Annotated in this window: 16 protein-coding genes and 1 tRNA gene; 7 read left to right on the top strand and 10 right to left on the bottom strand. The window is 72.8% G+C overall.

Features of this window, described 5'->3' with window-relative positions; genetic code table 11:
• Window positions 1-100 precede the first annotated feature (100 nt).
• A complete protein-coding gene (locus ACIGNX_RS21680) occupies window positions 101-844 on the top strand; it encodes an SDR family oxidoreductase (RefSeq protein ID WP_396542456.1) in 744 nt (247 codons plus the stop codon).
• 49 nt (window positions 845-893) lie between these two features.
• Here the strand turns inward: ACIGNX_RS21680 and ACIGNX_RS21675 are convergent, their stop codons facing one another.
• The 4 genes from ACIGNX_RS21675 to ACIGNX_RS21660 all read right to left on the bottom strand — a co-directional run bounded on the left by ACIGNX_RS21675 (window position 894) and on the right by ACIGNX_RS21660 (window position 4,325).
• A complete protein-coding gene (locus tag ACIGNX_RS21675) occupies window positions 894-3,056 on the bottom strand; it encodes an MMPL family transporter (protein WP_396542455.1) in 2,163 nt (720 codons plus the stop codon).
• 5 nt (window positions 3,057-3,061) lie between these two features.
• Window positions 3,062-3,643 carry a TetR/AcrR family transcriptional regulator gene (locus ACIGNX_RS21670; RefSeq protein WP_396542454.1) on the bottom strand — a complete coding sequence of 194 codons (582 nt, stop codon included), beginning with the start codon at window positions 3,641-3,643 and terminating at the stop codon, window positions 3,062-3,064.
• Between the two features lie 258 nt (window positions 3,644-3,901).
• Window positions 3,902-3,975 (bottom strand) — tRNA-Leu (locus ACIGNX_RS21665).
• Window positions 3,976-4,043: 68 nt separating this feature from the next.
• Window positions 4,044-4,325, bottom strand: coding sequence for a metal-sensitive transcriptional regulator (locus ACIGNX_RS21660; RefSeq protein ID WP_053722042.1), 282 nt, complete (start codon window positions 4,323-4,325; stop codon window positions 4,044-4,046).
• 275 nt (window positions 4,326-4,600) lie between these two features.
• Between ACIGNX_RS21660 and ACIGNX_RS21655 the strand changes: the two genes are divergently transcribed.
• On the top strand, window positions 4,601-4,942 hold the full coding sequence (locus ACIGNX_RS21655; RefSeq protein ID WP_015104119.1) for an Lsr2 family protein: 342 nt from the start codon (window positions 4,601-4,603) through the stop codon (window positions 4,940-4,942).
• Window positions 4,943-4,997: 55 nt separating this feature from the next.
• Here the strand turns inward: ACIGNX_RS21655 and pabB are convergent, their stop codons facing one another.
• The 3 genes from pabB to ACIGNX_RS21640 form a co-directional block, all read right to left on the bottom strand.
• Window positions 4,998-7,088 carry an aminodeoxychorismate synthase component I gene (gene pabB, locus ACIGNX_RS21650; RefSeq protein WP_396542453.1) on the bottom strand — a complete coding sequence of 697 codons (2,091 nt, stop codon included), beginning with the start codon at window positions 7,086-7,088 and terminating at the stop codon, window positions 4,998-5,000.
• 118 nt (window positions 7,089-7,206) lie between these two features.
• Window positions 7,207-8,133 (bottom strand): hypothetical protein, encoded by a 927-nt coding sequence (locus ACIGNX_RS21645; RefSeq protein WP_396542452.1) that lies wholly within the window; start codon window positions 8,131-8,133, stop codon window positions 7,207-7,209.
• Window positions 8,130-8,633, bottom strand: a complete 504-nt coding sequence (locus ACIGNX_RS21640) for a SigE family RNA polymerase sigma factor (protein ID WP_396542451.1) — start codon at window positions 8,631-8,633, stop codon at window positions 8,130-8,132. Before ACIGNX_RS21640 ends, ACIGNX_RS21645 begins: the two co-directional genes overlap by 4 nt.
• Window positions 8,634-8,746: 113 nt before the next feature.
• Between ACIGNX_RS21640 and ACIGNX_RS21635 the strand changes: the two genes are divergently transcribed.
• From ACIGNX_RS21635 to ACIGNX_RS21620, 4 genes are all read left to right on the top strand, one after another.
• The gene (locus tag ACIGNX_RS21635; RefSeq protein ID WP_396542450.1) at window positions 8,747-10,024 is read left to right on the top strand and encodes a metallophosphoesterase; all 1,278 of its coding nucleotides are present in this window, start codon (window positions 8,747-8,749) and stop codon (window positions 10,022-10,024) included.
• Window positions 10,025-10,119: 95 nt separating this feature from the next.
• On the top strand, window positions 10,120-11,304 hold the full coding sequence (locus tag ACIGNX_RS21630; protein ID WP_396542449.1) for a type III PLP-dependent enzyme: 1,185 nt from the start codon (window positions 10,120-10,122) through the stop codon (window positions 11,302-11,304).
• 56 nt (window positions 11,305-11,360) lie between these two features.
• On the top strand, window positions 11,361-11,774 hold the full coding sequence (speD, locus tag ACIGNX_RS21625; protein ID WP_396542448.1) for an adenosylmethionine decarboxylase: 414 nt from the start codon (window positions 11,361-11,363) through the stop codon (window positions 11,772-11,774).
• On the top strand, window positions 11,771-12,613 hold the full coding sequence (locus tag ACIGNX_RS21620; RefSeq protein WP_396542447.1) for a spermidine synthase: 843 nt from the start codon (window positions 11,771-11,773) through the stop codon (window positions 12,611-12,613). Before speD ends, ACIGNX_RS21620 begins: the two co-directional genes overlap by 4 nt.
• Before the next feature lie 77 nt (window positions 12,614-12,690).
• On the opposite strand, the gene ACIGNX_RS21615 is transcribed toward ACIGNX_RS21620, so the two are convergent.
• Entirely contained in the window at window positions 12,691-14,760 is a 2,070-nt protein-coding gene (locus ACIGNX_RS21615) for a prolyl oligopeptidase family serine peptidase (protein ID WP_396542446.1), read from the bottom strand.
• A 130-nt stretch (window positions 14,761-14,890) separates the two neighbouring features.
• Between ACIGNX_RS21615 and ACIGNX_RS21610 the strand changes: the two genes are divergently transcribed.
• Window positions 14,891-15,568, top strand: coding sequence for a hypothetical protein (locus tag ACIGNX_RS21610; protein WP_396542445.1), 678 nt, complete (start codon window positions 14,891-14,893; stop codon window positions 15,566-15,568).
• A gap of 99 nt (window positions 15,569-15,667) precedes the next feature.
• On the opposite strand, the gene ACIGNX_RS21605 is transcribed toward ACIGNX_RS21610, so the two are convergent.
• The gene (locus tag ACIGNX_RS21605; RefSeq protein ID WP_396542444.1) at window positions 15,668-16,270 is read right to left on the bottom strand and encodes a malonic semialdehyde reductase; all 603 of its coding nucleotides are present in this window, start codon (window positions 16,268-16,270) and stop codon (window positions 15,668-15,670) included.
• 77 nt (window positions 16,271-16,347) lie between these two features.
• On the bottom strand, window positions 16,348-17,613 hold the full coding sequence (glyA, locus tag ACIGNX_RS21600; protein WP_396542443.1) for a serine hydroxymethyltransferase: 1,266 nt from the start codon (window positions 17,611-17,613) through the stop codon (window positions 16,348-16,350).
• Between the last annotated feature and the right edge of the window lie 13 nt (window positions 17,614-17,626).

The raw sequence follows: 17,626 nt of genomic DNA, 5'->3' as shown, positions 1-17,626 counted from the left end.
CCTTCCGAGCCACCGCGCGGCAGACATGCCATCAGCCACACCCCATCGCCCTGGGCATCCGGGGCACCAACCCCGAACAACATCAACCTTAGGGATCGCCATGCGGATCGCAGTCGCCGGCGCGACCGGCAACATCGGCTCACTCACCGTCGTCGCCCTGGAGCGGCGGGGGCACGAGGTCGTGCGCATCAGCCGTTCGACGGGCGTGGACCTGTCGACGGGCGAGGGGCTCGACGCGGCGCTGGCCGGCGTCGACGCCGTGGTGGACGCGGTGAACGTCGAGGCGGCCGACCGCGCCGGGTCGGTGGACCTGTTCGGCAGGATGACCCGCACCCTGCTCGCCGCCGAGGCGGAGGCGGGCGTGCGGCACCACGTGCTGCTCTCGATCGTCGGGATCGACCGCGTCGACGGCAACCCGCACTACGCGGGCAAGCGCGAGCAGGAGCGCCTGGTCGCCGAAGGCCCGGTGCCGTGGACGATCGTCCCGGCCACGCAGTTCCACGACTTCGCCGAGATGGTCGTGGGCTGGGCCGAGCGGGACGGCGTGGCGACCGTCGCGCCGCTGCTGGTGCAGCCGGTCGCGCCGCGGGACGTGGCCGAGGTCCTGGCCGAGGTCGCGGTCGGCGAACCGAAGGGCCGGCACCCGCACCTGGCCGGGCCCGAGACGCAGGACCTGGTCGACATGGCGCGGCGCACGCTCCGGGCCCGCGGCCGGGAGGTGCGCCTGGTGCCGACGTGGTCGGGCGTGTTCGGGCCCGAGATGGCCGGGAACGTGCTGCTGCCGGACGAGGGCGCCCGCATCGCGCCCACCACGTTCGAGGAGTGGCTGGTCGGGTCGGCGTGATCGCGCGACCGGTCCGGCGCCGGGGGTCGGCGCCGGACCGGTCCGCGGGTCACCGGGTGGCGTCGACCAGTTCCTTGCGGTCCTCCTCCAGCCCGGCGCCCTCGACGTCGAGGGTCGGCAGGCGGCGCAGCCACTTCGGCAGCCACCACGCCTTCTCGCCGAGCAGGGCCAGGGCGGCGGGCACGAGGACCATGCGCACCACGAACGCGTCGAACAGGATGCCGATGGCCAGCGCGAACGCGATCGACTTCATCGGGCCCTCGCCGGCGGGCACGAAGCCCGCGAACACCGAGAACATGATCAGCGCGGCGGCCACGACCACCGGAGCGGCCTGGCGGAAGCCGGTGCCGATCGCGTCGAGCGGCGACCTGCCGTGGTGGTGCGCCTCGTGCATCCGGGACACCAGGAAGATCTGGTAGTCCATCGCCAGGCCGAACAGGATGCCGACCATCAGGATCGGCGTGAGGCTCAGCAGCGGACCGGTGCCGTCGAGGTTGACCGCGTCGGCCAGCCAGCCCCACTGGAACACCGCCACCGTCGCGCCCAGCGAGGCGCCGATGGTGAGCAGGAAGCCCAGCACGCCCACCAGCGGGACCAGCAGCGAGCGGAACACCAGCACCAGCAGCACCAGTGCGAGGCCGACGACCAGCGCCAGGTAGACCGGCATGGCCTCGTCCAGCGCCACGGCGACGTCCACGCTGACGGCGGTCGCGCCGGTGACGTAGGTCGTCGCGCCGGACACGTCGGCGAGCCGGTCGCGCAGGTCGGTGACGAGCTGCTCGGTGGCCGCCGTCGCGGGGCCGGACCCGGGGATCACGGTGACCATCGCGGCCGTGCCGTCGGCGTTGGGCACCGGGGGCGTGACCAGGGCGACGTCGTTCGCGCCCTCGATCGCCGGGACGGTGGCGGCGGCCGTCGCGGCGGCGTTGTCGCCCTCGAACAGCACGACCAGCGGGCCGTTGAAGCCCTCGCCGAAGCCGTCCGCGAGCATCCGCTCCGCGCGGGCCTGGGTGGAGCCGGCGGGAGGTGCGGCGACCAGCGTCGTCTCCATCGACAGCACCGGCACGGCGACCGCGCCCAGGCCCACGACGGCCAGCAGCAGGGCCACGACCCGGTTGCGCGTGACGACGCCGATCCAGCCGCGGAAGAAGCCGCGCTCGTGTGACCCGGCCTCCCCGGCGGCCTCGGCGGGCGCGGTGCGCTGCTTGCGCGGCAGCACCCGGCGGCCGAGGTAGCCCAGCACGGCCGGGACCAGCGTGACGGCGACGAGGACCGCGACGATGATCGTCAACGCGGCGGCGACGCCCATCTGGGTCAGGAACGGGATGCCGACCACGGCCAGGCCCGCCAGCGCGATGACCACGGTCAGGCCAGCCGTCACGACCGCGGAGCCCGCCGTGCCGACGGCGGTGCCGATCGCGTCGCCCACGTCCCGACCGCGGCGCAGCTCGTGCCGGTAGCGGTTGATGATGAAGAGGGCGTAGTCGATGCCGACGGCCAGGCCGAGCATCGCGGCCAGGATCGGGGTGGTGGACTGGAGGTCCATGAAGCCGGTGGCGATCGTGACGCCGAGCGCGCCGATGCCCACGCCGACGCCCGCGGTCAGCAGGTTCATGCCGGCCAGCACGAGCGAGCCGTACGTGACGGCCAGGACCAGCAGCGCGATGACCACGCCGATGACCTCCGCGGGACCGCCCACGTGCGGGGGCGCCTGGGTGGCCTCGCCGGTCGCCTCCGCGGTCAGCCCGCCAGCGTCCCGCGTGGCGTCGAACAGCGCGGTGCGCTGCTCCTCCGTGACGTCGCCGGGCTTGGCCTCGTAGGTGACGGTGCTGTAGGCGACGTCCTGGTCGGCGTTCACGGTGGGCGCGCGCGGGTCGAGCGGGTTGCTCGCCGACGTGACGCCGGGCAGTGCGGAGAGCTTCTGGACGAGCTGGGCGAGCTTCGGCGCGTTCTCGGGCGAGGTCACCTTCTGGCCGTCCGGCGCCTCGACGACCACCCGCGCGGTCGCGCCGCCGCCCGCCCCGAACTCGTCGGAGATCTTGTCGAGGGCGGTGGTGGACTCCTGGCCGGGGATGGAGAAGGAGCCGGACGTCGTGCCGGACAGGGTGGCCGCGCCGACCGCCGTGCCGCCGAGCACGAGCAGCCACAGCAGGACGACGACCAGGCGGCGGCGCTGCGCGCCGAAGCCGAGCCGGTAGAGCAGACGTGCCATGGGGGTCAGGCCTCCCGGGGGGATGGGTCGCGGTGCCCGAGCGCGTCGAGGCAGGTGGCGATGATGTGCGGCCGCCACGCGGTCTTCTCGCCCGCGTGGTTGGCGGCCAGGCTGAGCACGGCCAGGGCGCTGAGCATCCCGACGACGCGGACGAGCCGTTCGGTGTCGCCCGTGCCGCGGTCCACGCCGAAGGCGGTGAGGACGTGCTGCGACAGGGCGTCCAAGCGGTCGCCGTCCAGGTCGTCGACGCCCAGCAGGCTGATGGCGCGGGACTCCAGCGCGATGAGGCCGGGCCGGTCCAGCGCGAAGTCGACCAGCAACTCGACCGCCCGCCGGTCCCGCGCCGGCCCCTCGGGCACGCGGGTGGCGTGCGCGAACAGCTCGCGGCTGTGCGTGCGGCCGACGTCGCGGGCGGCCTCGAACAGCGCCTGCTTGGTCGGGTAGTGGTGCAGCAGCCCGGCCTTCGACAACCCGACCGCGTCGGCGAGGTCCTTGACGGAGGTGTGGTCGTAGCCGTGCCGGGCGAACACACCGGCCACCCGGTCCAACAACCGGTCCTCTGCCTCCTGGCGGGGCGCTCGTGCCATGTCTTCCACGGTACGCAAGCACCAACCGATCCGGTCGGTAAGCCGACCGATCCGGTAGGTAACGTCCATCACGCCCACCGACCGCCCGCCCGCCTTCGGGGCAGCACGAGGTGCCCCGCACAACCCGGGAAAGCCGACCACCGGTTATCGGCGAACCCCTGGAAGTCCCATCAGGGCACCACGATCGCCCACCGACCACACAGGACGGGCCCCGACCTCGGAGCGGAGGCGGGGCCCGAACGGGAGTGGGACGCGACGTGCCCCCGGTGCGACTCGAACGCACACTGGACGGATTTTGAGTCCGCTGCCTCTGCCGATTGGGCTACGGGGGCCGGCGGGAGCACTGTACTGGATCAGCGCGCCCGGCCGCCCCGTGGGGTGGCGGCCGGGCGGGGTGCGATCAGGAGCGCACCAGGCGGGTGATCGCGGCGGAGGCCTCGGCGATCTTCTCCTCCGCCACCTCGCCCCCCTCGGCCACGGCCTGGGCCACGCAGTGCTTCAGGTGCTCGTCCAGCAGCCCCAGGGAGACCGCCTGCAACGCCTTGGTCGCGGCGGAGATCTGGGTCAGCACGTCGATGCAGTACTCGTCGTTCTCCACCATCCGCTGGAGGCCGCGGACCTGCCCCTCGATGCGGCGCAATCGCTTGAGGTACGCGTCCTTGTCCGCCGTGTAACCGAGCATCGCTCCCGACCTTCCCTACCCTGGGCGGGTATCCGGCATCCAGGATAGGCCACTCGACCGGGTGTGACCGGCACCACGGGGTGACGGCGTGCGGGCCCGCACATTTCGGCTGGGTGCGGTTTGTGTCGCGAAATGACCCGTCCGGGGGCATCAGTCACATTTTCGCAGCGAAAGGTTAGGCGATATTCCTCTGGTGCACTATGGTGTCGACCTAAGCGTGTGGCGCAGAACAAGTCGAGGGCAGCACGCGCTATGCGAGCACACACGGAGGAACAGTGGCACAGCAGACCGTCGTCCAACTCATCGACGACCTCGACGGCAGCGAAGCCGCCGAGACCGTGACCTTCGCGCTGGACGGTGTGGAGTACTCCATCGACCTCTCCAAGGACAATGCGGACAAGCTCCGCGAGTCCCTGGCCGACTTCGTCGCCAAGGCGCGCCGCGCAGGTGGCCGCAAGCAGCGCAAGGGCACGGGCAAGAGCACGGTAAAGGCCGGCGACAAGGCCCAGGCCCAGGCCATTCGGGACTGGGCACGTGCCCAGGGGCACCAGATCTCGGACCGGGGCCGCATTCCCCAGGGCCTGGTCGTGCAGTTCCAGGAAGCCCACGCTTCCTGAGCCGCGTCGTTTTCCCCTGCGGCACCTCGCCGCTGCCGCAGGGGAAAGCCGCAGGTCAGGGCAGGGTGGAACGCCCCGGGAACTCGACGCCGGCCAGCCTCAGCAGGGCGGCCGCCTTGACCGCGGTCTCCTCGAATTCCTCCGCGGGGTCGGACAGCGCGATGACGGCGCCCCCGACCCCGAAACTCACCTTGTCGCGGTCCACGACCAGCGTCCGGATGACGATGCTGAAGTCGGCCGTTCCGGAGAGTGAGAAGTAACCGAGGGCTCCGGAGTAGACACCCCTGGGCCCGGCTTCCAGCCCGTCGATGATCTGCATTGTCCGGATCTTGGGAGCGCCGGTCATGGACCCGCCGGGGAACGCGGCCCTAACCACCCGCACGGCGGAACTACCGGAACGCAGTCGAGCCCGAACGGTGCTCACGAGCTGGTGCACTGTCGCGTAGCTCTCCACCTGGAAGATCCTGGGCACCTCCACGGTGCCGACTTCCGCGCAATGGCCCAGATCATTGCGGACCAAGTCCACGATCATGAGGTTCTCGGCGCGGTCCTTCGCGCTGGTGGCCAAGGCCCTGCGCAAACCCCGGTCCTCGGCGGGGGTCGCCCCGCGGGGGCGGGTGCCCTTGATTGGCTCGGATTCGACGACACCCTGTCGGTCGACCCGGATGAACCGCTCGGGTGAAGTGCTGAGCACGGAGAGCGCACCGAAACGGAGCAACGCCCCGAAGGGCGCCGGGCTTTCCGCGCGCAGGAACCGGTAGGCCTCCCACGGGTCGAGCGCCCCCTGCCACGTCACCGTGTTCGTCAGGCACACCTCGTAGCTCTCGCCCGCCGTGATGGCCTCCTGGCAGGCCGCGACCAGCTTCAAGTAGTGCGAACGGCGGTGCCTGGGCTGCACGGAACCGGTTCGGGCGGGCCGCGGCGGTGCCGCCGGCGGCGCGGTGAAATCGCTCAGGAAATCGGCCGTTCGGCCCAACCAGCCGTCCTCGTCGGACAACGCCAACAGGTACACGCACCGGGAAACGTGGTCGAAAACCAGGGCGCGGTCGGCGAACACGAATGCCGCGTCGGGTTGCTCCGAACGGTGCGCCGCCGTCCCGCCGCACTCCGCCTTCAGCTCGTACCCGAGGTAGCCCACCCAGCCGAGCGCGAAGTCGAACGGCACGTCCGGCGGCGCCACCCGCCGGGCCGCCAGGTCCTCCTCCAGCCAGTCGAAGAACGGCCCGGGCCGCGTCACGCCGTCGACCGTCACCTCGCCGGTCCACACGTCGTAGGTCGCCACGCGCGCCAGCGGCCCGGACGCGTCGCCCATCACCGAGAACCGACCCCGGTCGTCGGTGAGGCTGCTGTCGAGCCAGAACGACCGCTCGGACGTCCCGTAGAGGGCCGCGTGGACGGCCTCGGGCGGCGGGTGCGCGTCCACCCGCCGCACCAGGACCTCACGAGCGGTGCCGGCCGGCGGGCGTGGACCGGGCGGGGGCGCAGGCGGAGGAGGCGGGGGCGGAGCAGGCGGGGGCGGAGGAGGCGGGGGCGGAGGAGGCGGGGGCGGAGGAAGCGGGGGCGGACCGGACGAGGCGTCGGTCAGGTCGCGGAAGTTCGCCAGGAGCCGGTGGCCGTGCGACGTGCACACCGACTCGGGGTGGAACTGCACGCCCCACGCGGGCCGCGACCGGTGCCGCACGCCCATCAGCACGTCGTCGGAGTCGGCCCACGCGATCGGCTCCAGCGACGGCGGCAGGTCCGACACGGCGAGCGAGTGGTAGCGCACGACCGGCAGCGGCGACGGCAGCCCGGCGAACACGTCCACCCCGGTGTGCCGGACCTCGTCCACCACGCCGTGCCGGGGCGTGACCAACCCCACGCTCGCCCCGTGCGCCAGGCACAGCCCCTGGTGGCCCAGGCAGACGCCCAGCAGCGGCAGGTCGCCGTGCTCGACCACCGCGCGGCACAGGCCGAAGTCGGCGGCGCGCTGCGGTCGGCCGGGCCCGGGCGAGATCACCACGTTGTCGTAGCGGCGCAGGTCGGACAGCCGGAACCGCGGGTCGTCGTTGGGGATGACGACCGGCTCGCGCCCGTTCACCTGAGCCAGGTACTGGAAGAGGTTGAAGGTGAACGAGTCGTGGTTGTCGATCAGCAGGGTCCGCATGGCACACAGCACGGTACCTGCACGAACACCCGGATGGATGACCCCTGGACGAGGTATGGCAAGACAGAAGAGGCCGGGCGCGCCCGCGCCCGGCCTCCCCGTCCCCGCCGTGGTGGACTCAGTCCAGGTGGAACCCGGGGTCGGCGGCGATCGCCGCGAGCTGCTCCCCCGTCAGCGCCGGCCGCGCCAGCGCCGGGTGGCCGGACTGCCGGTACTCGCTCGAGCAGGCCACGACCACGAGCGTGCCGTCCGGGTACCGGTAGAACGCCGCCGAGTCCATCGTGTTGTCCATGGCGTCGGGGGTGGCCCCGGTGACCACCGCGACCTGCTTGCCGCCGACGTCGACCAGACCGCACGTGCCGCCCCGGACCGGGTACGGCTCCGCGGTCGCCGCCGCGCACCCCACCAGGTCGCCCAGCCGGGTGTTGCCCTTGGTCTCGACCTGCACGAACAGCTCGCCGACACCGGCCTCGCCGACGACCACCACGGGCGTGCGCACCTGGTACTCCCAGACCTGGAGGTCGCCCGCGTACTCGTCGAACTGGGCCTGGTGCCACGTCATGGGCCCGTAGTCGGGGAACCCGATCCGGCTCCGGTCCTCGGCGCGCACGCCCGGGGGCAGGGCGGACGCCACGTCCTGCAGCAGCTTCGCGCCCTTGTCCGCCCGCGGTCCGCTGGTCGCGGTGCGGTCGGTCTGCCCGTCCGGCCAGGGGGTCTTCGAGTTCTCCCCCGGTCCCGACGGCGCCGTCGCGGTCACCGACGGCCGGTCGGCGGACGGTTCGCCGGTGGTGGTGACCAGCGGCGTGGACGACCCGCCCACCGCCACCTCCACGCCCGGACCGCCGCCGGTCAGGGTCGGCAGCACCCCCGCGCCGACCGCGATGGCCACCACCGCGAGGCCAGCGACCGCGCCGCCCCACGCGGTGTGCCTGCGGCGCTGGGCGCGGCGGCCCCGGTCCAGCGCGGCTTCGGGGCTCATGGGCGGCGGCGGGCTGCTCGCCACCATCACTCGGCGCAGCGCGCTCTTCAGCTCGTGCTCGTTCATCGCACCTTTTCTCCCTGCTGAGGGGTGAGCAGGCCGCGCAGCGTCTGCAGCCCCCGCGCGGCCTGGCTCTTCACCGTTCCTTCCGAACAGCTCAACGCCCTGGCGGTCTCCTGCACCGACAGGTCCTCCCAGTACCGCAGCACCAGCACGGCGCGCTGCCTCGGCGGCACCTTCGCCAACGCCGCCAGCAGCACCAGCCGGTCCTCCGCCGAGCCGCGCGAGGCGTCCGCCACGTCGGCGGGCGCCTCGCTCACGCGCTCCCGGCGGAACCAGCCGCGGCGCAGGTCCGACACGAACGTCCGGACCAGCGTCTGCCGGGTGTAGGCGTCGAGTGCCTCGTGCCGGTTGATCCGCCGCCACGCCACGTAGAGCTTGGCGAACGTGGCCTGGACCAGGTCCTCGGCACGGTGCCAGTCACCGCACAGCAGGTACGCCGTGCCGCGCATGGCCTCGGACCGCGCCGCGAAGTACTCCGCGAACGCGGTGTCCCGATCACTCATCTGTCTCCCCCTCGCTGCGGTACGGGGTAATCACGCCGGCGGGAGGTCGGGGGGTTGCATGCCGGTCGCGGATTTCGTGGAGACTGGTGGGACCACCACTGGGGAGGCACCGCTTGTTGTTCTTCGTGCTGTTCGCGGTCGTGATGGGCGCGGCCCACTACTACATCTGGAAGCGGCTCGTCCTGGCGACGACGCGCCCCGGTCGCGGCCGGCGGGTCGGCACCGGTGTGGTGGTGTTCCTCTACCTGCTGGTGATGGCGGCGCTGGCGACCGGGCGGCTCGGCGGGTCCGGGTTCGGCGCGGCGGTGGCGTGGCCGGGGTTCCTCTGGTTGGCCGGCGCGTTCTACCTGGCGCTGTTCCTGGGTGTGCTGGAGGTGCCGCGGGCGGTGCTGCTGCGGGTGGCGCGCAGGCGGCGGACGCGCGGGCGACCGGTGGCGGTCGGCGCGGCGGGTGCGCGGGCGAGCGCGGAGAGTGCCGCGGACGCGGCAGAGGGCGCGGCGGGGAGCGGGGAGCCGCCGGCGGACGGGATCGACGAGCGGCCGGTGGACCCCGGTCGCCGGTTGTTCATCGCCCGGTCGCTCGCCGTCGCCGGCGGGGTGGCCACGGCCGGCGTCGTCACGTTCGGCGCCACGCAGGCGCTGGGCGACCCGGTGGTCAAGCGGGTGCCGGTGACGCTGGGCAAGCTCGACCAGCGGTTGTCCGGCTACCGGATCGCGGTGGTCAGCGACATCCACCTCGGGCCGCTGCTCGGCCGAGCGCACACCGAGCGGATCGTGCGGATGATCAACGAGCAGCGGGTGGACCTGGTGGCCGTCGTCGGCGACCTGGTCGACGGCACGGTGGCGGAGCTGGGCGAGGCGGCGGCTCCGCTGCGCGACCTCGTCAGCACGCACGGCAGCTTCTTCGTCACCGGCAACCACGAGTACTACTCCGGCGCGGAGCCGTGGCTGGCCGAGCTGGAGCGGCTCGGCGTCAACCCGCTGCGCAACGAGCGGCTGGCCATCGAGCGGGCCGGCGCGTCGTTCGACCTCGCGGGCGTCAACGACGTCAACGGCGAGGGGTTCGGCGACGGACCGGACTTCGACCGCGCGCTGGCCGGGCGCGACCCGGCCAGGCCGGTGGTCCTGCTGGCCCACCAGCCGGTGCAGGTCCGCGAGGCGGCCAAGCGCGGTGTCGACCTCCAGCTGTCCGGGCACACGCACGGCGGGCAGATGTTCCCGTTCCACCTGGCGGTGGGCCTGCAGCAGCCGGTGCGCAGCGGTCTGGCGACCGTCGACGGCACCCAGGTCTACACCAGCAACGGCGCCGGGTTCTGGGGTCCGCCGGTGCGCGTCGGGGCCGCCCCGGACATCACCGTCGTGGAGTTGCGTCACAAGTTCGCCGGCCGGTAGCGCATTTTTCGCCCGCACCGCCTAGAGTGGACGGCCGTGCCCGAACACGGTCAGACCGTGCCTGCTCACGGTTGCGGAGGGGGACCCCTAGCGAGATGACGACGAGCTTTGCCGACGAACGGCTCCACGAGGCAATGGCTCGTATTCGTCGTTTCCTGGACCACGACCAACCGGACACGCCCTGCCTGGTCATCGACCTGCCGACGGTGCGCGACCGGTTCGCGGCGATCCGCGCGGCGCTGCCCCGGGTGGGCGTGTTCTACGCCGTGAAGGCCAACCCGACGCCCGAGGTGGTCGAGCTGCTGGCCGCCGAGGGGTCGAGCTTCGACGTCGCCAGCCCCGCCGAGATCGACCTCTGCCTGGCCCGCGGCGCGGCGCCCGGTGCCATCTCCTACAGCAACCCGATCAAGAAGGCGCGTGACATCGCCTACGCCCACGGGCGCGGTGTGCGGCTCTTCGTGTCCGACAGCGAGCAGGACGTGCGGGCCGTGGCCGAGCACGCGCCCGGCTCGTCGGTGCTGCTGCGGATCCTCGTCAACAGCAGCGGCTCCACCTACCCGTTCGGCAAGAAGTTCGGCTGCGCGCCCGAGATGGCGACGGATCTCCTGCGGTTGGCCGCCGAACTCGGGCTCGTTCCGCTGGGCGTCGCCTTCCACGCCGGGTCGCAGCAGCTGGACCCGCGCGGCTGGGACGGCGCGATCGCCGACGCCGCCGAGATCATCGGCAAGCTGCGCGCCGAGGGCCTGTCGCCGACCACCGTCAACCTGGGCGGCGGCCTGCCCGCCGGCTACCTGACCCAGCCGCCGCCGCTGGCCGAGTACGCGGCGGCCATCACCGCGTCGATCGCCCGCCACTTCGGCGACTTCGTCCCCGAGGTGATGATCGAGCCGGGACGCGCTATCGTGGCGGAGTCCGGCCTGATCCGCTCCGAAGTGGTGCTGGTGTCCCGGAAGTCCTATTCGGACGAACGGCGCTGGGTCTTCCTCGACATCGGCCGCTACGGCGGCCTGGCGGAAACCGAGGGCGAGGCCATCGCCTACCCGCTGGCCACCAGCCGCGCCGGCGTGCCGCTGGCCGGGACGCCGGTCGGCCCCGTCGTGCTCGCCGGTCCCACGTGCGACGCGGACGACGTGCTCTACCAGAACACCTGCTACGAGCTGCCGCTGGACCTGCGCGCGGGCGACCACGTCGACCTGCTCGGCGCCGGGGCCTACACGGCCAGCTACTCGTCGGTGGCGTTCAACGGCTTCCCGCCGTTGGCGACCCACTGCGTGCGATGAGCACGCCCCCGCCTGTCCGCTGCTGTGCACCCTCCTGAAGATGTTTGGAGTGATTGATGTCCGAACTCCCGTGCGAATCCGAGCCGGTTGGCTTGTTCGCAGGACAGCACGTGCTCGCCGAGCTCGAAGGCGTGAGCCCGGAACTGCTGGACGACGAGCAGTTCCTGCGACACGCGCTCGGCGAGGCGCTCACCCAGGCTGACGCCACGGTGTTGGAGGTGGTCTCCAAGCAGTTCGAGCCGCAAGGGGTCACCGTGCTGGCCCTGTTGTCGGAGTCGCACGCGTCCATCCACACGTACCCGGAGGTCGGTGCCGTGTTCGTGGACGTGTTCACGTGCGGCACGCGCGCCAAGCCCGCCCTGGCGGTGCAGTTGCTGGCCGAGGCCCTGGGCGCCGTGTCGGCGCGGACGGACATGGTCAGCCGGGGGCACCGCGTCCCCGCGCTCATCGGTGAGGAGAAAGCGTCTTGATCCGCGAACCGCTCGCGGCCGGCCTGACCAGGCAGTGGGACGTCTCGGAGGTCGTGGTCGACACCAGGACGGAGTTCCAGCACCTGGTGATCGCCCGCACCGCCCAGGGGTTGTCGCTGTTCTGCGACGACGACCGGCAGAGCACCGAGTTCAGCCAGTTGACCTACCACGAGGCGCTGATGGTGCCGGCGCTGCTGCTGGCCGACCGCGTCGACCGGGTGCTCGTCATCGGCTCGTCCGAGGGCGTCGTGTGCCAGATGGCGGTGGCGGCGGGCGCTTCGGTGGTCGACCACATCGACATCGACGCGCAGGCCGTGCGGCTGTGCGCCGAGCACCTGCCCTACGGGTACACGCTGGACGAGCTGGCGCTCGCGGAGAAGGGCGAGGGCCCGATCCGCGTCCGCTACATCGACGGGTACGAGTACATCCGCACGACGGCGGAGCGCTACGACGTCGTGCTGGTGGACCTGCCCGACGAGCGCGAGGAGGAGGCGCAGCACAACCGGCTGTACGGCGCCGAGTTCCTCGCGATGTGCAAGGCGCTGCTCACGCCGGGCGGCGTCGTGGTGTCCCAGGCGGGCTGCCAGACGATGTGGCGCAACACCACGCTGATCCGCATGTGGCAGCGGTTCACCGAGGTGTTCGGCACGGTCGCGTACTACGGCTCGGACGAGCACGAGTGGGCGTACCTGTTCGGGCGCGCCGACGAGGTGGCCGACCCGACGGCGTTGATGGTCGAGCGGCTGCCCGGGTGCGGCTACCGGCCGGAGACGATCGACGACCTGGCGCTGGTGGGCAACTCGATCCCGCCGTACCTGGTCCGCCACTCGAACGCCTGACCTCGGGGAACGGGGCCGTCCGCTCGCTGCGGGCGGCCCCGTTCCGCGTCCAGGGCTCGGCTTTTCGGGGGATCGGCTCAGGACAGCGCGCGCCGGAGGAAGTCGACCTGGAGCAGCAGCAGGTTCTCGGCGACCTGCTCCTGCGGGGTCATGTGGGTCACGCCCGACAGCGGCAGCACGGTGTGCGGGCGGCCGGCGGCCAGCAGCGCGCTCGACAGGCGCAGGGTGTGCGCGGCCACCACGTTGTCGTCCGCCAGGCCGTGCACGATCATCAGCGGGCGCTCCAGCTTCGGCGCGTCCTCGATGAGCGAGTTCGCGTCGTAGACCTCGGGCCGCTCGGCCGGGTGACCGAGGTAGCGCTCCGTGTAGTGGGTGTCGTAGAGCCGCCAGTCGGTGACCGGGGCGCCCGCGATGCCGGCGTGGAACACGTCCGGGCGGCGCAGCACGGCCAGCGCGGCCAGGTAGCCGCCGTAGGACCAGCCGCGGATGCCGACCCGGCCCAGGTCCAGGTCCGGTTCCCGCTCGGCGACCGCGTGCAGCGCGTCCACCTGGTCCTCCAGCGTCGCGCCCGCGAAGTCGAACGCGATCTCCCGCTCCCAGGCCGGCCCGCGACCGGGCGTGCCGCGGCCGTCCACGACCAGGACCGCGAAGCCCTGGTCGGCCAGCCACTGCGAGGCCAGGTAGGCGTTGCGGGCCGACACCACGCGCTGGGCGTGCGGACCGCCGTACGGGTCGAGCAGGACGGGCAGCTTCGTGCCCGGGACGTGGTCGCGCGGGTACAGCAGCGCGGCCCGCAGGTCGCGCTCGCCGACGGTCAGCAGGCGGACCTCGGGCGTGAGCACGGGCGTCTCGGCGGACGAGCCGATCACGCCGCCGGTGGAGACGGTGACCTCGGGGCCGAACCGGGTCAGCGAGGAGCCGGACAGCACGAGCACGCCGCCGGCGCGGGTCGCGCCGTGCACACCGTCCTCTGTGGACAGCTTGGTGGTGTCCCGCTCGGTCACCAGGAAGACGTGCGTCTGGGTCGGGTCGTCGGTGGAGGCGGTGACCAGCACTCCGTCCTCGGCCACGTCGAGCACCGCGCGCACCTGGAAGCCGTCGGGCGTCCACGGCCGGTCGCCCACGACGAGCCGGTTCGCGTCGTCGACCGGCAGCACGCGCAGCAGCTCGCCACCGGGCGTCCAGCGGGGCGCGCCCGGGACGATCTCCAGCCAGTGCGGGTCGGTGTCGTCCGCGACGACCTCGGTGGAGCCGGTCTCGACGTCGACGGCGAGGACCAGCACGCGGCGCTGGTCGCGGGTCTGGACCTGGACCAGGGGCTTGCCGTGGGAGGTCCAGGAGACCGTGTTCAGGTACGGGAACGCCTCATTGTCCCAGGCCACGTCGGTGCGCTTCGAGCCGTCGACGCCGAGGACCGCGAGGGTGACCGCGGCGTTCGCCTCGCCGGCGGCCGGGTAGGCGATCTCGGCGGCCGGTGTGCCCGGGTTCGCCGGGTCGGCGATGTGCCAGCGGGGCACGGGCGCGTTGTCCACGCGGGCCGCCAGCACGCGCTCGCCGTCCGGCGAGAACCAGTAGCCCCGGTAGCGGCTCATCTCCTCGGCCGCGATGAACTCCGCCAGGCCCCACGTGACGTCCGGGCCGTCCGGCGAGGCGACCACGCGGTCCACGCCGGTCTCCAGGTCGACGACGTGCAGCGCGCCGTCCGCCACGTAGCCGACCTGGCGGCCGGTCGGGTCCAGCCGCGGGTCGATGGCCGCGCCGGGCACGGGCAGCTCGCGCACGGCGGCGGTGGCCAGTTCGACCACGAACAGCCTGCCGGACAACGCGAACACGGCCTGCCGCGCGTCGCGGTCGGTGGCGTACCCGACGATGCCGGCGGCCGACTCGCGCGTGCGCTCGCGACGCGCCCGCTCCTGCGGGGACAGGTCCTCCGGGTCGGTCAGCAGGGTGCCGGGGTCGGCCAGCAGCGCCTCGGTGCGGGTCGCGGTGTCGAACGCCCACAGGCCGTTCGCCCGGCTCGTGGCCGAGGCGGTGCGGAGGAAGTACACCTTCGAGCCGTCCGGAGCCACGGTGAACGTCCGGGGTGCGCCGAGGGTGAACCGCTGGGTGCGCGCGTGCTGGCGCGGGAAGGAGGTCTCGTTGCCCACCCGGACAGCCTATGTCGGTGGCGGGCCGCGCCGCTGGCGGTCGCCCCCTGTGTTGGGGGCGGTGGTGAACCGGCGCGGCGGGCGGGCCGTACTCGTCGGTGGAGCGCTCGACGACCCAGGAGGAGTGAGTGTGATCCGACGAAACCGCATCGCCATCGCCGTCGCGGGCGGCCTGGCGGCCGTGCTCGCGCTGGTCGTGTGGACTTCCAACGCGACCGGCTTGCAGGGCCGGACGGTCGCCCGGGCGGAACAGGTGGGTGCCGCCGCGCCGGGCGACTACGGCGACGTCCGCGAGCCCCTGGCACCTCCGACCAGCGAGACGTCCGCCGCTGGGGAGTCCACCGCAGGGGGTGCCACCACCGGGGAATCCACTGCGGACGTGCCGGAGGGTCAGGCCGCGCCCGCGCCCTCCGGGCCGCAGGTCACCCTCGTGGGCAAGAGCGTGCCCAAGATGGGCGAGGTCGTGCAGGACGGCGACGGCCGCACGCTGTACCGGTTCGACAAGGACACCGCCGACCCGGCCAAGTCCAACTGCGAGGGCCAGTGCGCGGTGACGTGGCCGCCGCTGCTGTCGGGCGGGAAGCCTCGGTTGCAGGGCGTCGACCCGGCGCTGGTGTCCACGGTGAAGCGGGCCGACGGGACGGAGCAGGTGACGCTCGCCGGGTGGCCGCTGTACACCTACGCCAAGGACGAGGCGCCCGGGCAGTGGAAGGGCCAGGGCGTCGGCGGGACCTGGTTCGTGGTGCAGCCCAACGGGAAGCGCAACGTCGAGTGCCTGCCGCCGGGGGTCACGCCCCCCGCCGCGTAGGCGGGCGCCTCCTCAGTCCACTGTGGAGTGCCCCGATCCCCCGGCTGGGGTTGGCCGGGGGATCGGGGTGTTGCACGAGCGGTTCGCCGGAGGTCGCGCTCAGAGGGTGCGGACGGCTTCGGCGTAGTCGAGGCGCGGGTTGCGCGGGTGGGTGGCCGTGTGGTCCGGGTGGCCGATGTTGACGATCACCAACGGGAGCTGGTTGGTGTCGGCGAGGAACTCCCGGCGGACGCCTTCCGGGTCGAAGCCGCTCATCGGGCCCGCGGCCAGGCCGGCGGCGCGGACGCCGACGATGAAGTAGCCGGCCTGCAGCAGCGCGCTCGTCCTGGCGGCCTCGGCGCGCCGGGTGTCGTCGGCGAAGGCGGCCTTCGCGCCGGGGAAGTGCGGGAAGGTCTTGGCCAGGTGCTCGTGGAAGTCCACGTCGGCCGAGAGGACGGCGGTGACCGGGGCGGACAGGGTCTTGGCGCGGTTGCCCTCGGCCATGTGCGGGGCCAGGCGGGCCTTGGCCTCGGCGCCGCGGATGAACAGGATGCGCAGCGGCTGGCTGTTCATCGCGGTCGGACCCCACTTGACCAGGTCGTAGACGGCTTCGAGCTGCTCGTCGGTGACCGGCTCGCCGGTGAACTTGTTCGCGGTGCGGGCCTCGCGGAACAGGAGGTCCTGCGCTTCGCGGGCGAGCGTGGCGTCGAGGGTGGCGGTCATGGTGCCTCTTTCGGTTGTCCCGTGCGGGTCGCGCACGGGACAACCTCCGGACGGCACGGGCTATTTCGTGGCGTCGTTCACAGGGTCGGGTAGAGGGGGTGCTTGGCCGCCAGCACCTCGACGCGGGCGCGCAGGTCGGCCAGGTCCGGGGAGGGCTGCAGGGCGGCGGCGATGATGTCGGCGACCTCGGTGAAGTCGGCCGCGCCGAAGCCGCGGGTGGCCAGGGCCGGGGTGCCGACGCGCAGGCCGGAGGTCACCATCGGGGGCCGGGGGTCGTTCGGGACGGCGTTGCGGTTGACCGTGATGCCCACCTCGTGCAGGCGGTCCTCGGCCTGCTTGCCGTCCAGTTCGGACCCGACCAGGTCGACCAGGACCAGGTGGACGTCCGTGCCGCCGGTGAGCACCTTCACCCCGGCCGCGGCGGCGTCGGGCTGGGACAGCCGCTCGGCGAGGATCTTCGCGCCCTCGACCGTGCGCCGCTGGCGGTCGGCGAACTCGGGCGACGCGGCGTGCTTGAACGCCACGGCCTTGCCCGCGATCACGTGCTCCAGCGGGCCGCCCTGCTGACCCGGGAACACCGCCGAGTTGATCTTCTTGGACAGGTCGGCGTCGTTGGTCAGGATGACGCCGCCGCGCGGGCCGCCGAGGGTCTTGTGCGTGGTCGTCGTCACGACGTGGGCGTGCGGCACGGGGCTGGGGTGCAGACCCGCCGCCACGAGGCCGGCGAAGTGCGCCATGTCGACCATCAGGTAGGCGTCGACCGAGTCGGCGATGCGGCGGAACTCGGCGAAGTCGAGCTGCCGCGGGTAGGCCGACCAACCGGCGACGATCAGCTTCGGGCGGTGCTCGGCGGCCAGGCGCTCGACCTCGGCCATGTCGACCCGGCCGTCCTCGGCCGACACGTGGTAGGGCACCACGTTGTAGAGCTTGCCGGAGAAGTTGATCCGCATGCCGTGGGTCAGGTGGCCGCCGTGCGCCAGGTCGAGGCCCAGGATCGTGTCGCCGGGCTGGAGCAGGGCGAACATCGCGCACGCGTTGGCCTGCGCGCCCGAGTGCGGCTGCACGTTCGCGAAACCGGCGCCGAACAGGGCCTTCACCCGCTCGATCGCCAGCCGCTCGATCACGTCGACGTTCTCGCAGCCGCCGTAGTAGCGCCGGCCCGGGTAGCCCTCGGCGTACTTGTTCGTCAGCACCGACCCCTGCGCCTGCAGCACCGACACCGGTGTGAAGTTCTCCGAGGCGATCATCTCGAGCGTGCTCTGCTGCCGGTGCAGCTCGGCGGCGACGGCGTTCGCGACCTCCGGGTCGAACTCCGCCAGGGAGGTGTTGAAGTGCTCGGACATGTGTGGGTCTCTC

The sequence above is a fragment of the Actinosynnema sp. NPDC053489 genome (genome assembly GCF_044544865.1).
GTDB lineage: Bacteria > Actinomycetota > Actinomycetes > Mycobacteriales > Pseudonocardiaceae > Actinosynnema.
The sequence above is the reverse complement of the archived record's forward strand: the minus strand, read 5'-3'. Positions and strand labels throughout refer to the sequence as shown.

Coding starts and splice junctions, on each gene's coding strand:
- ACIGNX_RS21680 (WP_396542456.1), top strand. CDS start 101: ATGCGGATCGCAGTCGCCGGCGCGACCGGCAACATCGGCTCACTCACC.
- ACIGNX_RS21675 (WP_396542455.1), bottom strand. CDS start 3,056: ATGGCACGTCTGCTCTACCGGCTCGGCTTCGGCGCGCAGCGCCGCCGC.
- ACIGNX_RS21670 (WP_396542454.1), bottom strand. CDS start 3,643: ATGGCACGAGCGCCCCGCCAGGAGGCAGAGGACCGGTTGTTGGACCGG.
- ACIGNX_RS21660 (WP_053722042.1), bottom strand. CDS start 4,325: ATGCTCGGTTACACGGCGGACAAGGACGCGTACCTCAAGCGATTGCGC.
- pabB (WP_396542453.1), bottom strand. CDS start 7,088: ATGCGGACCCTGCTGATCGACAACCACGACTCGTTCACCTTCAACCTC.
- ACIGNX_RS21645 (WP_396542452.1), bottom strand. CDS start 8,133: ATGAACGAGCACGAGCTGAAGAGCGCGCTGCGCCGAGTGATGGTGGCG.
- ACIGNX_RS21640 (WP_396542451.1), bottom strand. CDS start 8,633: ATGAGTGATCGGGACACCGCGTTCGCGGAGTACTTCGCGGCGCGGTCC.
- ACIGNX_RS21630 (WP_396542449.1), top strand. CDS start 10,120: ATGACGACGAGCTTTGCCGACGAACGGCTCCACGAGGCAATGGCTCGT.
- speD (WP_396542448.1), top strand. CDS start 11,361: ATGTCCGAACTCCCGTGCGAATCCGAGCCGGTTGGCTTGTTCGCAGGA.
- ACIGNX_RS21605 (WP_396542444.1), bottom strand. CDS start 16,270: ATGACCGCCACCCTCGACGCCACGCTCGCCCGCGAAGCGCAGGACCTC.
- glyA (WP_396542443.1), bottom strand. CDS start 17,613: ATGTCCGAGCACTTCAACACCTCCCTGGCGGAGTTCGACCCGGAGGTC.